Here is a 14,680-nt window from a genome sequence, read left to right as displayed (position 1 = left end):
CTTATTTCGTTCTCTTGATGATGTGGAAGCCAAATTCCGTCTCGACGATTCCGGAGATTTCGCCCGGCTTCAATGCAAACGCGGCGGCCTCGAACGGCGGGGCCATCCGGCCACGGCCGAACTCGCCCAGATCACCACCCTTCGGAGCGCTTGGCCCGTCGGATTCTTCCATCGCGATTTCGGCGAAGTCGTCGGGATTCTCCTGCACGCGCGCCAGGATTTCTTCGGCCTTCGCACGTGCTTCGTCTCGCGTACGTGTTTGACTGCTACGCGAGGCGCCTTCGTAAGAAATGAGAATGTGGCTCGCTGTCACTTTCTCAGAACGCGTGGCCAGATCGCTCAGCTTCTTGCGCATATTCTGCGCCTTCCAGGATGGGACCTGGTAGGCCCAGCCCTCGAAACGCTGCTGCAGTTCTTCGACCTCGTTTTGAACTTCACCGGCGGGACGAGGCTTGAATGCATTCTCGTCCTTCGTCTCGTCGGCGTTCTCCTCGTCAGCCTTATCCTTTGGACGCAGCGACGGATCGTAGGAGGCCTCGATCGTCATGTAATACAGAGGGGGCGTCCCTTCGACATAGTACGTGTGCGCCACAAGACGTTCGCCATCGAACGTCTCGGCGACCATGGTTGTCTCCGAGGTTGCATCATCCGGAATCTCTGAAGCGGGCACGACATCGGTGAACTTCAGTGCACCCAGCGACGCGGCAGGTCCCTGTAGTACATTCACCGGATTTGCATCGTAGCCCTCCGGCAGGTTCGCGATTTCCCAATCGCTGCCATGCCCATCTTTGCGCACAAGCTCGACAGTCTCGCCGAATTCATCGGTCAATGTCACCGATTCGACATCGTCCTTGTTCACGTCGAGGATCGTCTTCTCCAACCAACTGTCGACTCCGCCCGGAGCCTTCAGTGGGCTGCGGACGAGCCAGGATTGCTTGTCGTCGGGTTTGCGAACGTAAAGGCGATCGCGCGCGCCCCCGGGCTGAGGCTTCCCGACGATCAGACTGGCAATCGTCGACCCATCGCCAGACTTCATCGTCACCTTCACGGATTCGGCATCGTCCTCAGTTGGATCCTGCACGCCGAGACGATCGTACCAATCCGGATTACTGGTCTTCTTCTCCAGGACTTCCATGTCGCCAAGACCGACGAAGAGGAGACGAAGTGCCGAATCGCTTGCCGTGTAGTTGCCCTTGTTGACGACGCCCCACTTACCATCCTTCTGCTCGAGCGTAACTGTCTCGGCATTGTCCTGGATCTCGATCGTCTGCACGTCGTCCAACTGATCGACGATCCCTTCGAACAACACGGGCAACTCTGTGGTATCTTCCAGAGACGCACGGTGCTGGTTGAAGGCAAGGACGGCTGCAACGGCCAGCACGGCAGCGATGGCGATGATGACTCCGATAGCTTTCTTGTTCATGTCACACTCTCCTCCTGTTGATTCGGATCAGGCCGAGTACGACGGCGATGAGGGCAACCACCAGGGGGATCAGGCCAATGTTGATGAACTTCAGTCGAGTGTTCAGCGCTTCGATGTCTTCGCGCAATTCCGCCTGAACCTTGCGCAGCTCCTTGCGGATGCGAACACGCTCTTCGCGGAACTTCTCGATTTCCGCCTGCTGCTCGGGACTCAAGACCAGCGATTGTGCATCTTCCTTCTGGGTTTGCATCTCGCTGATGCGGTCTTCGGTCTCCTTCAGCTTGCTCTCGAGTTCCGTAACCTGCTCGCGGTACTTGGACTCCGCATTCTTCGCCAGTTCCTGTACGCGCTCAAAGGGCCGCATGAAGCCGCCACGCGAACGCACGCTGATCAGGTCGCTATTACCCGAGAAGTTCTCGGCCGCATTCGCGACAAACGAGAAATTCTCGGCCATCGGAATGATCACCTGGCGACCAAACATGTTCTGCTTCTGGACCCAGAAATCGTCCGCGAGGATGTCGGAATCCGAAACGACGAGCACGTTGATAGGCTTGTCCGATTTCTGCACATGCTTCTGCATCTGCTCTTCGGTCGGTTCTGCGCCCTCCTCTGTCGGCGGTCCGTCCGGGTATGCGGATTTCGCGATTCCACTGACGCGAGCGGCGATCATGAACTTCTCCCCGGACGCTTTGAACTCATCGAGGATATTCTGAGGCTGCGGACCGAATTGCACCAGGTTCATCGGAACCCGCCAGGACTCCTCACTCGTCGTCATCAGCGGCGTGATATCCAAATCGGTGTTGTCGATCTTGTGAAGGATACCTGCCGAGGCGACCATCACACTCTCGAGACCCGCCGTGATGACGTCCTTGTCATTCATGGTGTCTTTCGTGGAGACAAACCACGGCAGGTACTGCACCACTTGTTGGCGTCCCGATTCGTCGCGGGTTGGGATGCGCATGGCACCCTTCATGTCGGAAGCAACAACCTCTTCCTCCATGCTAAGCCCCCACGTAGAAAGCAAGGGTTCCAGGTCCGAGGTCCTGTTCGCCCAAAGCGAGTTGTACGGATTGTTCTCGTCGAATGGCGGGCGATCCATTTCGGAAAGCTCGTCGATGAACACCATCGCTCGCCCACCGTTCAGCACAAACTGATCGATCGCATACAACGTCTGATCGCTCAGGTCCTTTGGATGGATGACCATCAGCACATCGATATCGTCGTCGATTTCGGTCGCCGTGGTTTCCACCTTTCGGACGTCGAACAGTTGCTGCAGTTGAGTCGCCATAATCCAGGGCGGTTCCCGCTCGGCCTCGGACTTCAGAACATCGAAGGCATCTACGTTGCCCAGGAAAGGCAGCGAACTCATCACGCCCAAGACCTTTCGCTCCGGGTGCGACAGGTTATAGACCAACTCGGCAACATCATACTCCAGGAATTGATCCTTCTGCGGATCGAAGAACGGAATCGTCTGTACCTGGTCGATCGCATTTCGACCTACCAGACCCAAGAAGAAGTTGTCGCCCGCCTGCGTCATCGGAACGCCCTGCAAGCCGTTGAGAACGGCCTCATCTTCTTCCTCCGAGAAGGGCGCGGGATCGACCACCTCGAGCGTGATCTTGTCGCCGGCCCGATCGCTGAATTCCTCGAGCATTTCCTGCACGCGCTGGGCGTGTGAACGCAGCGACGGCGCACCGCTCGCAAGACCCTTCGAATAGTACAAGGTCAGATGGATGGGCTCTTCTACGGAATTGATGATATTGCGCGTTCCGTCGGAAAGAGTGTAGAGTTTATCTTCGGTCAAGTCGAGACGGTACTGGCGGAAGGTCACCGTGCTGAGAATGTTGATCGCCAGCAGAAGAACCACCGCACCAACGAGACCGATCCAGGAAAGGAGTCGTCCTTTTTGCATGTTCGATACTCCCCCTTATTGGCCTTTTTTCATGTCGACGATGATGGCACTGGCGAACAGCCAGCAGCCGATCAACGACACGAAGTAGATAATGTCGCGCACATCGATCACACCCTTCGTAATCGAGCTGAAGTGCGTCAGGAAGCTGAACGAGCTGATCGCATCGACCAGGTATTCCGGGGCCCAGCCCTGGAAGAAGTTCAGCACGACCGGGAAGCCGGCCAGCACGAACAGCAAGCATGTCACGACGGTGATCACGAATGCGATCACCTGATTCTTGGTCATCGCGGAGATGCATGTGCCGATCGCCAGGTAAGCACCGGCCATGATGAAGCTGCCGATGTAACTTGCTACGATCACACCGTTGTCTGGGTTACCCAGATAATTCACCGTGATCCACATTGGGAAGGTCAGCACGAGCGCAATCCCCGTGAATATCCAGGCGGAAAGGAACTTCCCAATCACGGCCTGAGTCATGGAAACCGGGAGCGTCAGCAACAGCTCGATCGTCCCCTGCTTCCTTTCCTCCGCCCACAGGCGCATGGAGATCGCCGGGATCAGGAAAAGGTAGAGCCAGGGATGGAAAGAGAAGAACGACTGCAGGTCCGCCTGACCCCGCTGGAAAAAGCTGCCCATGTAGAAGGTGAAGATACCCGTCAGGAAAAGGAAGATGACGATGAAGACGTAGGCGAGCGGGGTAACGAAGTATCCCCGCAGCTCGCGTTTGAAGATCGTCCAAATGTTACTCATTTCCGGTCCTCCTTCTTCGAGCCCCCGAGAGTCAACTGACGGAACACCTCGTCCAGTCGGCCAACTTCCGAATGCAACTCATCGAGTTGCCAGCCATTCTTGAGCGCGAACGCGGAGATTTCGGCGAGGATCGCCTTTCCCTTCTTCGGGAAAACCATGAAGCTGACGGTGCCGTTTTCGCCGGAGCCCCGCTCCTCGACCTTGTCGACATTGTCGAGCGCCGAGAGCTTCCCCTTTGCTTCGGGAGCCGTTCCCTTCTCGATCGTCAACGACACGGCATTGTGGTAGCGGGAGCGCCGCTCCAGCTCTGCAGGCGTGCCGTCGAAAATCGATCGGCCCTTGGCAATGATGATTGCCCGGCTGCAGACGGCCTCGACTTCCTCCAGGATATGCGTGGACAGGATAATGACCTTGTCCTTCGACATTTCCTTAATGAGGGTGCGGACTTCGTGCTTCTGATTCGGATCGAGACCGTCGGTGGGCTCGTCGAGAATCAGAACATCCGGATCCGCCAGGATGGCCTGTGCCAATCCGACGCGGCGCTTGTAGCCCTTCGAAAGCGTCTCGATCGGCTGGTGCATGACGCCCTTCAGGTCCACGAGCTCCCAAACCCTGTCGATGGCCTTCTTCTTTGAGCTCCCCTTCAGGCCGCGGATCTCCGCGATGAAGTTCAGGAAGCTGGTCGGGGTCATATCCGGGTAAGCCGGAGCGCCCTCGGGGAGATAACCGATCCGGGAACGCACCTGGGTCGGCTTCTCGAGAATGTCGAATCCACAAACGGAAGCGGTTCCCGACGTCGGTGCCAGGAAACAGGTCAGCATCTTCATCGTTGTCGATTTGCCGGCGCCGTTGGGGCCCAGGAAACCAAGGACTTCGCCCTTGTCCACCTGGAACGAGACGCCATCGACAGCCGTGATGGGACCGAAACGCTTGCGGAGTTCCTTTAACTCCACCATCGCTGCCATGGATGTTACTCCTTACATGAACTCTGGTACTTATCTGTCTTCTCGCCGGCCGGCGGCCCGCCCTGGCATCCCGCAAGCACCGGCCGCGAGCCCAGGGGTGGCAATCTGTTTCTGGACGGTAGTCGGAATTCCCCCGCAATAGACGTCCTGTGGCCAACGAGAGGATTATCCGAGACGGCCCGGAATTCAAAAAATATACCGAGCCGCCAAGTGCGGGCTGCTTCGACGATTTTGCGTGCAATCGGCGGGATTCGCGGTGTTTTTGGTCTTCTCGGCGGTAGTCGCCCCCCAAAGACGTGTCACAATGACCCATGGCCATGTGGGAGCCGAGTAATCGCGGAACTTCTGTCTCGGGCCGATTGTCTAACGGTGTGTCGGGTTTGCGCGGTGGAATTTTCCATCGCGGGAATGATGAAATCCGGTTGAGTTGCCCTCGCCGGTGGCTCCATCCTAGTTGGGATTGTCCAAGGAGGATCGTTCGATGAGAACACTTCGCTGCCTGAGCGGCTGCTTTATTGTCACCCTGCTTTGCCTCGCGGCTCCGTCGCTGGGCCAGGATCTTGGCGCCGTCCTCACGCCGGAGCAATACCAGGCGCTACCCGAGGATTCGGTGACGTACTACAACCGCGCCATGGAGCGCGCCGACCGCATCGACTATCAAGGTGCCGTGGACGACATGGCTCACGCCGCCGAGCTGGCTCCCAATCACATTGAACTGCAGTTCCTCCTCGAGAAGTGGTCTCGCTACATGGCGGAGATCACCTACGGCGAGGATTCCCTGAAGAATTACGATTACGCGGAAACGGCTCTGCGCCGTCTGCTGGCAAACTCCAGCCTCGGCCCCGAGGAGCGCGCGCGTGCGCTGCGCGAGTCCCAGAAAGTCAGCGAGAGCAAGAACAGCCTGCGTGCCCGCGATGAGCAGCGCCTGAAAGACGGCCTCTCTCTCGTCATGGACATCCATGACATGCGCCTCGAATCGTCGAGCGCCTCCGATGCGGGCGCGAAGAAGCTGCTGGAACAATCATTGGATCGCAAGCAGACGGAAAAGGAACAGACCGAGGTCTATCCGTGGGCCCGTATCACAGGCGAGATGGGTCCAGGCTCGTCAGCAGGGGCAGCAGTTGCCGGCGCGGCAGCGAATGCCGCCGGCGCGGGCGTCGCCGATCCGTTTGCCGATCCTGGTGCGGGCGGAGCTCCGATTGCGGACGATCCATTCGCGGGCGGCGGATTCGGCGGTGACGGCGGGGGATTCGACCCGTTCGCGACCAATAATGCCCCGGCTGCAGCCCCCGCGGCCCCAAGACGTGCCCAACCACGGCAACAGCAACAACCGCAAAGCAGCCCCTACGGCAACGCCGGAGATTACGACCCCTACGTGTAACGGCCTCCGAGGTCGGCCTGAAATCCAGAGAAGAACTCCTCCCGCTCGTCTCGGGCGGGAGTATTCTTGCCGCCGGATGAGTTATGAAGCTGATCATCGCCATCATCAAGCCGTTCAAGTTGCCCGAGGTCAAAGAGGCGCTGCAGGAAGCGGGCTTCCCCGCCCTGACGGTCAGCGAGGTCAAGGGCTATGGCCGCCAGAAGGGCCACACCGAACTCTACCGCGGCACAGAGTACCAAGTCGACTTTGTACCAAAGCTGCGCGTCGAAGTCGTTGCCGAGGACGAGGATGCAACGGAGATCCTGCAGGTGATCATGGAAGCCGCCAAGACCGGCTCCATCGGCGACGGCAAAATCTTCGTTCTGCCGGTCGAGTCGGCGATCCGCATCCGTACCGGCGAGCAGGGCGAAGCCGCGCTCTGATCGCTGCCCACATCCCGAAAGACAATCGAGAACGATGAACCGAATCGACGAGCTGTTTGCCCGATGCCGCGAGGAAAACCGTGCGGCGCTGATCCTTTACCTGACCAGCGGATTCCCCGACGCCGAGACGACAAAGGCGCTCCTGCCCGTACTCGCCGAATCTGGCGCGGACCTGATCGAATTGGGAGTCCCGTTCTCCGATCCAATTGCAGACGGCCCGACGATTCAGAAGGCCTCCAGCATTGCGCTCGAACGCGGCATGTCGTTCACCGGAACGCTCGAACTCCTGAGTGAGTTCCGGAAGAGCCACCAGACCCCGGTGGTGCTCTTCGGAGCACTCAACCCCTTCCTCGCTCACGGACTCGAGGAGTCCTCCCGCCTGGCCAAGGACGCCGGTGCCGATGGGTTCCTGGCCGCCGATCTCCCGGCGGAGGAAGCCGCCGAGTTTCGCGCAGCCTGCCAGCCCCAGGGGCTTCACCTTGTGCCGCTGATCGCGCCGACGACATCGAACGAACGCATCGCGGCCATCGCCGAACATGCCGGCGGATTCCTGTACTGCATCGCGCGCCGTGGTATCACGGGCGCGCACTCCGACGTCGATCAAAGCGTTCTGGATTACCTGGATCGCGTGCAAGCCAATGCGAACCTGCCGCTCGCCGTCGGATTCGGCATCGCAACGCCGGACGACGTGCGCTCGCTGGCTCCCCATGCCGACGGCGTCGTCGTGGGCAGTGCTCTCATCAAGCTGATCGGCAAGTGCCAAGACGAGGGCCTCGACGTGAAGCAGGAAGTCGCCGCTTACGTCCAGTCCCTCGCCAAGGCCTGCAATCGGGCCTGATTCGTTTTCAAGAGATCGTTCGTCGTCCTACGGTTGGCTCAGGGCCAGTTGTGCATCTTCGGCTTGGCGTCCTCGGCCAGCGCCTCGTACTCACGCTTCAGGCGCGCCATAGCCGACTCGCCGCCGCGCGAAAACGCCAGTTGCACCATCGAGTTCGTCAACCCTTCCGCATCCGCGACCGAGATGTACTCCTGATCGATCTTGCCAGCTTCGCGATTCATATTGTGGTAGTTTCCGAGCGGCAAGCACAGGCCACCACTCGTGTAGCCCCACAGATTGAAAGCCGATGCTTCGCAAGTGCCGCCGTCCATCAGCGCGCGCACCAGCGGCCTTTGGCCGTGCTTCTCCGCCATCTCCTCAGAGATTTCCTTCATCGCCTGAGTGATCTCGGGATTGAAGATCGATGTGCGATCGCCAACGCGCAGGATGCCGCCGCCGCCGATCGGCGTGGTCGGACGGGCGGAACTCGTCTCGACGGAAATCACCCACGCATCGAGTGGAATGTACTCGCCCTTCTCTGAGTCGTCCTGACAAACCAACAGCGCACCGCGGAAGCCGCACTCCTCGGCCCGCGTAAAAACACCCATCACGTCGACATCGCCTTCGGTCTGCGAGGCGCCGCGAAGCGTCTCCAGGATCAGCGTCGTGCCACCGAGGTCATCCACTGCGCGGCTGCGAATGTGATCGCCGTCGAGCGTGAATGGTTCCAGATCCCACATGCCCAACACTGCGCCGGCCGGATCCTCTTCAGCCTCAAGCACCACCGCGCGGTTGTGCGTTTCCTTGCGCCGCTCGGAAACTTCGGTCACGTGCGCGCGAATGCCCGCATCGTCAACGTCGCGGAATAGACGAACGGGACGCGTCTTGAAGAAGTCCGTATCGACGTTGCCTTCGAATGTGCCGTGCACGGTGTTGCCCTCCGTGCGATGGACGACGAAGCCGGGGTGATCCAGGTGCGCAACGTAGGCCACGCAGCCGGGGGAATTCTCTCCCCGGCGGAGCCGCGCAAACACGTTCCCCCATCGGTCCTTCTTCACTTCCAGGCCGGGAATCTGGTCCAACTGACGGTCCAGCTCTTCCAGCATCCAATGCTCTTTGTAGGGGGCCGTCGGAATAGCCATCAAGGCGGCGGCGGTTTGCGCATAGCTCATTTGAGGATCGCTCCGAGAAGAAAATCGACAGGCGCTGTCCCGGGATCGCCGGTGGCGCCGAAACCAGGACGTTCCGGCACACTGCCCCTCGGGGCAATCGAAGAGTCGATTCTGGCAATTGAGAATCAGGCTCCGATTCAGCGGTCTTCGGGATGTTCCAAAGGGGGAATACACTCCGCCGGCAACATGGTCGGGTGCGGATTGAGCGTTCGGGCAACCACCCGAAACGGCCAGGCAGCCGCTTCCAGAAGACCGCCGCCGCGAAACAGGATGGGAAGGGCCCCGAACGTCCCGCGCGTTTTCAGCGTAATGTATGCTCGGCTGCGCTCGGAATAGCGCAGGGGGCGTTCAAGTGCGGCTCGGACGTCGGGCAGCAGGGCGAATTCCCAATCTTCGGCCAGGCGAAGAGAGGCCTCGATGGTGTCGGCCTCGTCCCGAACGTGAGGATCGAATCCGCCGATCGACAGTAAGGCTTCACGACGCCACATGCTGAAACAGCCCGCCACATAGCCTGGAGCCTCCCCCACTTCCAACTCCCGGAGTTGGAGCTTGGGCGTCAGCGCCCCGGCGCTTGCCCTGCCGGAATCGCCATGGCCAACCCATCCCGCGACGGCCGCTACACTTGAATTCTCATTCAGGAATTTCGCCATCTCTTCGACTGCATGGGCAGATTCAATCGATCCGGCGGGATCGATGAAGAGCAGATAGTCCGCCGTCGTCTGTCGCAGCGCCACATTGCGAGCGACAGCAGGCCCGGCATTCCCTACCAGCCACCATCCTTCAATTCGGTGATCGTCGACGCGCATCTTCGATAACATCATCACCGACTCGTCGTACCAGCCGAATCGACTCCCGACGTAAACCTCCGGCTGAATCGAGTAGCGCATCCAACTCGGGATGACCTGGGCTTGCAACGACTCCACACAACGACGCAGAGCTTCCGGTTGATCGTAAGATACGATGACCGCGCTTACGTGCGTTGTGATTTCCGACGGCTGCTTCATGACATTGCGACCTCACAAGCCGGATAGTCTTGTGCAGACTGTGGGGCAATCGGAAGGGAGCGTGGAATAAGAAAGCGGGGGCGACCAATCGCCCCCGCTCATCCATCTGATTCGATATCCAACGGCGACTCAGCCCTCTGGCTCGGAGACCAACGGACGCATCTGGCGCGTCGGGCGCTGATAGGGCGCGCGCGTCAGATTCCCCAGCAGGCTCCTGGCATCGGCCAGCTTCGTGTTCACATCCATGCCGGTGATGGGGCCGAGAGACGGATCGATCTTCAGGGCCGTCTGATAGGTCTCAATCGCGCGGTTAGCGAACTTGATCGCTTCCTGCTTGTAGCTCAAAACGGTCGTGCGCTCCGTCGTCTCGCGATTCTTCATCAGCTCGGCGTAGCGACGTGCCTGTGACAGGTACTGATCGCCACGCTCGGCGATTTCGCGAGCCTGCTCGCTGATCCGGCGAGCCTGACGTTCGGCCTCGATATCGGCCTTCGTGTAGATGTCGTTGGCCTGCTGAATCAATTCCGGGAACCGTGGGTTATTTTCGATGAACGTGCGCGCGCGCTCGCGTGCGGTGAAGAACTCGCCATTCTCGAACATCTGGCGGATGTCTTGCAACTGCGAGACGGCATCCTTGCGCAGGAAGGCCAAAGCCGTCTCGTTCTCGGGATCGCCACGCAGGATCGTCTGCGCTTCCTGGACAGCCAGCGTATTGAGTCCCTGGCGTTCCAAATCGTCCAACAGACCCGCGCGTCCGTCCCAATCGTTCGGGGCCAGATCATTCAGCTTCTTCTGGTATTCCAGGAATGCCAGTGGCATCGGATCCGTGTCCGGGAAAACCTCCATGCGCTGCTTGTAAGTTTTCACAGCCGCTGCGAGATCGCCGGCGGTGACCTGGCGCATCACGATCTGCTCGAACGCGTTCTTCAATCGATCATCGTAGCGCGACGTCGAGAATTTACCCGATTCTTCGAGCTTCATCAGGTGCGGGATAGCGTCTTCAAAGCGCTGCTGCGCGAGCAGAATATCAGCGACCTTCTGCTGCAGAATCAGATCGTCCGGGTTGTCCTTCAACTTCAGCTTGTAGGCGGCGAGAACCTCTTCGCGCTTCGACGGATCGTTTTCCCAAACCCGCAGAAGGCCTTCGCGAGCCGTTGCATTGTCCGGATCGATCTTCAGTGCTTCCTGGAAATACTCTTCCGCTCCGATCGGATCCAGGCGATCGATGCGGCTCAATCCCCACGCAACGTACAAATCGCGACGGATCAACTGAACGGCCGCGGCCTGTTGCGGCGTTGCCTGCTGAGCGATCTGGTCGATGGTCCTCTCGGCTTCGGCGAATTTTTCCTGACTAATCTCATCGCGGGCCTTCCCGAGAAGGCCTGAATTCTCCTCGGCAACACGGCGCTGGATTTCCGCCTGCTGTTCGCCGATCAGCTTCCGCGCTTTCTCGATGCCGTCTTTTGCGATCGTATAATCAGGGTCCGCTTCGAGAGCCTTCTGGTACATCTTGATGGCCGTCTCGTAGCTGCGATTCTTGACGAACTGATCGCCGACGATGGTGTAATCCACCTCGTCCGGCTCGTCCTTGATTTCCTCAATCAATTGGCGGGGAATCTCCAGCCGGCCGGAGGCGCTGATGTAAGCCACGCGGTTCGGCTCGCCGCGAACGTTTTCCACGCGGCCCTGGCGGATCTCTCCGCTCTTGAAAACGATCTCGTCGGCCCACACGTTCCCAGAGAGAATACTCACCCCGAGGGCCAACAGGATCGAGAGTCTTATTCTTGCGTGCATGGGACCCTCCTGGGTCGATGTGTTACCCTGTACCTAACCGCTTCCGCCAAGGCGAGCCCTGACGAATACTCTACCACAATCCTCATGCAAGAAGACGACCACCTTGCTGGAGAGGGGTCAATCCGCCTTTTGTCCAAGATTTGTCAGATCAGCGAAATAAACTGTACTAAGGGACTGTATCTACAGTTGTGCATCGGCGACGTGTGGACAATCAGTATCGAATATAAAGATGAACGGTCCGGCCGGCATCGTCGACTTCCGCTTCGATCAAACCGCGCCGAACTTCCAGGGGACGAATGCCCTTGTGCTTCCGCCCGATCGCGACTTCTTCGCCGTCGATCAGCACCACCGAGTCGCTCCCCGCGACCATAACGCCTGAGATGCGCACTCCCAGGTCCACGTCGGTGACGACCTGATCGTCCTGGAATCGCGGCGTCGGCAGGGGCGTGTCCGTCGGGCGTGGAGTTTCGGTGGGTTCCGGCGTAGCCGTCGGTTCCGGGCTGGGCGACGGCGTCCGAAGGGGCGTGGCCGTCGGCTCCGGGGTGGGCTGCGGCGTCGGAACTGGCGTTGGCACCGGGGTCGCAATGGGCGTTGGGGCCGGCTGCACCATCTGGACTGCTTGCTGCCGTTCCTGCTCTGCTCTTGCCACTTCGCTCTGCCTCGAAAAGAGCATTGCAACAGCGATCGAGAGGCCGCCTAGCAACAGAATCACAATGATCACGAGCAGGAGGATCAGCAGCCAGACGCTGGCGTGCCGGCGCTGTGGGCCTTCATCGTCCGGTCGGCGCGGCGGACGCGGCTCTTCCGGCGGCGGCGTGGGAGGCGTGCTCCCGCCGTTCGCTGGCTTCTTGTCGCCCTTGGCCTTGTTGGCCTTCTCCAGCGCGTCGAGAATCGTGCTCATTCGCTGTCCTTCAGCAGTGCCAGGGCGATGGCGGGGTCGACATCCGGGCCGCCGCGCAAACCCTTGATCTGGCGATAGGTCGCGAGCGCTTCCTCGGTCTTGCGATCGAACACGCCGGTAATGCCGCCGCTGTACTGACTAACCGCGGTCAGTCGCCTCTGCAGCGCCTCAACCGCCGGGCCGGAGTCCATCGGCTGCAAGCCGGTGATTCCTTCCGGATCCGCGTACGGAACCATGATCGCCGCCAGGTGCTTGATAAGCTCCGCCTCGCTGACCTGAAGCTGACCGCGCAACGGGTCCTTCAGCGTGACCATGCCGTTGGCGCGCTCCGTCATCACCGCCCACGGGCCGTACTCGAGCGCCTGGCGATCCACCTGTACCAGTACCGGCAGCATCGCATTGGGCAGGAAGTCCAGGCGCGCCGGCAATCGGGCTTCGCGCAGGTAAAGCGGCGCCCGGCCTTCTGTCAGTTGCAGACTCGCAACCTCCGCAGGATCGGTTTCGCGCAACCGAGCCAGTTCCGCCTCAGGAAGTGTCTGTCCCTGCTCGGCCAGCCACGTCAGCACAGCCGCCGGATAGGTGAACTCCGGGCGGCGCACGCGAACGATCCCGGCGCCATCGTAAGACCATTCCACGACCGGTGTAGGCTCTACCGTGGGCGATGGCTGCGGGGTCGGTAGCTCGGTGGGTTGCGGAGTCGGAGCTGGAGTGGGTTCTGGTGTTGGTTGAGGCGTCGCTGCCTTTGTGGGAGCCGGTGTGGCTTCCGGCGTCTCCGACGGCGTGGGAGAAGGCTTCGGCGTCGGAGTATCCGAAGGTTTCGGAGTCGGCGTCTCAGAAGGCTGCGGCGTCGGGCTCGCCGAGGGCTCCGGCGTCGGCGAGGCCGTAGGCTCAGGCGTCGGGGCCGGCGTGGGCTTCGGAGTCGGGCTGGGCTCGGGCGTCGGCATCGGTGTTGGAACCAGGGTCGGAACTGGCGTGGGCGAGGGCTGTGGTACGGCAACGGCCGCGTTGCTTGGGGGCGGCGAGACGGCGTTGCGATTCTTGCCACTGATGATCATGGCGCTCGCGATCAAAGCCAGTCCCAGGAACACGGCCACGGCAATCCACCGTGCGGACGAGCCTCCCTCACCGACTGCGACGGGAACATCCGGCTCGTCGGTGTCGAGTTCTTCCCGGTGCTTCGGAGCATTTGTGGTGCTGCCGGGCGTCTTGCGCTTTGAGAGTCGCTTACCACGCACTTCCTGGATCGCCGTCAGTGCGTGCTCTTCGCTCACTTCTTTGTCGTGCGCCACGAAGGTGACGAGCAAGGCGCGGTCGCAGACGACGTTCACTTTGCGCGGAATGCCGCCGCTGAAGTTGAAGATCGCACGCCGCGCTTTCTTATGAAACGGCACCGGCTCTGTCGGGTTCGCGACCTTAATGCGATGGTCGATGTAGTCCGACATCTCGTCGAAGTCGAGCGGCTCGATGTGGTAGCGCACGGTGATGCGCTGGTTGAGCTGCTCGAGCTCTGGCAGGTGCAGAATCTCGTCCAGTTCGGGCTGGCCGACGAGAGCGATCTGGATCAGCTTCGTCGCTTCCAACTCGAGGTTCGAGATCAGGCGGACCTGCTCCAGCGATTCGGGCGGCAGTTGCTGGCTCTCGTCGATGACCAGCACGCAGTTGTGGCCGGCCTCGTATTGCTCCAGCAGAAACTTGTTCAGAGTATCGAGCAATTTACGCTTGGATGTACTGTCGTGCGCGATGCCAAATTCGGCGTTGATGGCCTGGAGAAGTTCGAGCCCGTCGAGCTGCGGGTTCAGAATCAGGGCCAGCTTAATCGTCTCACGATCCAGCTCGCGGAGCAGCGCACGGCAGATCGTCGTCTTGCCGGAGCCGATCTCGCCGGTCAGCGCGATGAAGCCCTTGCGCTGCTCGATGCCGTAGAGCAGCGCCGCCATAGCTTCCTTGTGCCGGCGCGACAGAAAGAGGAAACGCGAGTCGGGCGTGATGTTGAACGGCTCGAAATCGAAGCCGTAATGCTCGAGGTACATACGGGCCTTTCCCGGACCGGCCCTTTCGGCGGCCGGCAACGGGCGACAGGTTCCGACGGGCGCCGGGCAACGTCAAGGCGGGTTGCACAAGAAGAGGCAGGCGGAATTT

At 60.3% G+C, this 14,680-nt stretch carries 12 protein-coding genes; 3 read left to right on the top strand and 9 right to left on the bottom strand.

The features are described from left to right. Window position 1: 1 nt before the first annotated feature. From KQI84_13210 to KQI84_13195, 4 genes are read right to left on the bottom strand one after another with little or no spacing between them, the layout of a single operon-like run. Window positions 2-1,423 (bottom strand): peptidylprolyl isomerase, encoded by a 1,422-nt coding sequence (locus KQI84_13210; GenBank protein MCB2155836.1) that lies wholly within the window; start codon window positions 1,421-1,423, stop codon window positions 2-4. Between the two features lies 1 nt (window position 1,424). Next, window positions 1,425-3,335 carry a Gldg family protein gene (locus tag KQI84_13205; GenBank protein MCB2155835.1) on the bottom strand — a complete coding sequence of 637 codons (1,911 nt, stop codon included), beginning with the start codon at window positions 3,333-3,335 and terminating at the stop codon, window positions 1,425-1,427. A gap of 15 nt (window positions 3,336-3,350) precedes the next feature. Then, window positions 3,351-4,085, bottom strand: coding sequence for an ABC transporter permease subunit (locus KQI84_13200; GenBank protein MCB2155834.1), 735 nt, complete (start codon window positions 4,083-4,085; stop codon window positions 3,351-3,353). After that, window positions 4,082-5,050 (bottom strand): ABC transporter ATP-binding protein, encoded by a 969-nt coding sequence (locus KQI84_13195; GenBank protein MCB2155833.1) that lies wholly within the window; start codon window positions 5,048-5,050, stop codon window positions 4,082-4,084. Before KQI84_13195 ends, KQI84_13200 begins: the two co-directional genes overlap by 4 nt. A 481-nt stretch (window positions 5,051-5,531) precedes the next feature. Between KQI84_13195 and KQI84_13190 the strand changes: the two genes are divergently transcribed. From KQI84_13190 to trpA, 3 genes are all read left to right on the top strand, one after another. Beyond that, a complete protein-coding gene (locus KQI84_13190) occupies window positions 5,532-6,431 on the top strand; it encodes a hypothetical protein (GenBank protein MCB2155832.1) in 900 nt (299 codons plus the stop codon). A gap of 83 nt (window positions 6,432-6,514) precedes the next feature. Further along, entirely contained in the window at window positions 6,515-6,853 is a 339-nt protein-coding gene (locus KQI84_13185) for a P-II family nitrogen regulator (GenBank protein ID MCB2155831.1), read from the top strand. A gap of 34 nt (window positions 6,854-6,887) precedes the next feature. Continuing rightward, the gene (gene trpA / locus KQI84_13180) at window positions 6,888-7,691 is read left to right on the top strand and encodes a tryptophan synthase subunit alpha (GenBank protein MCB2155830.1); all 804 of its coding nucleotides are present in this window, start codon (window positions 6,888-6,890) and stop codon (window positions 7,689-7,691) included. Between the two features lie 38 nt (window positions 7,692-7,729). On the opposite strand, the gene KQI84_13175 is transcribed toward trpA, so the two are convergent. The 5 genes from KQI84_13175 to KQI84_13155 all read right to left on the bottom strand — a co-directional run bounded on the left by KQI84_13175 (window position 7,730) and on the right by KQI84_13155 (window position 14,571). Next, window positions 7,730-8,842, bottom strand: coding sequence for a hypothetical protein (locus KQI84_13175; protein ID MCB2155829.1), 1,113 nt, complete (start codon window positions 8,840-8,842; stop codon window positions 7,730-7,732). A gap of 137 nt (window positions 8,843-8,979) precedes the next feature. Continuing rightward, window positions 8,980-9,846 (bottom strand): glycosyltransferase family 2 protein, encoded by an 867-nt coding sequence (locus tag KQI84_13170; protein ID MCB2155828.1) that lies wholly within the window; start codon window positions 9,844-9,846, stop codon window positions 8,980-8,982. 129 nt (window positions 9,847-9,975) lie between these two features. After that, on the bottom strand, window positions 9,976-11,640 hold the full coding sequence (locus KQI84_13165) for a tetratricopeptide repeat protein (protein ID MCB2155827.1): 1,665 nt from the start codon (window positions 11,638-11,640) through the stop codon (window positions 9,976-9,978). Window positions 11,641-11,851: 211 nt separating this feature from the next. Then, window positions 11,852-12,541 carry a hypothetical protein gene (locus tag KQI84_13160; GenBank protein ID MCB2155826.1) on the bottom strand — a complete coding sequence of 230 codons (690 nt, stop codon included), beginning with the start codon at window positions 12,539-12,541 and terminating at the stop codon, window positions 11,852-11,854. Further along, the gene (locus tag KQI84_13155; protein ID MCB2155825.1) at window positions 12,538-14,571 is read right to left on the bottom strand and encodes an AAA family ATPase; all 2,034 of its coding nucleotides are present in this window, start codon (window positions 14,569-14,571) and stop codon (window positions 12,538-12,540) included. Before KQI84_13155 ends, KQI84_13160 begins: the two co-directional genes overlap by 4 nt. Window positions 14,572-14,680 lie beyond the last annotated feature (109 nt).

It is taken from the genome of bacterium (assembly GCA_020444065.1).
Taxonomy (GTDB): domain Bacteria; phylum Sumerlaeota; class Sumerlaeia; order SLMS01; family JAHLLQ01; genus JAHLLQ01.
Note: the sequence above shows the minus strand (reverse complement) of the source record. Positions and strands in the feature narration are given on the sequence as shown.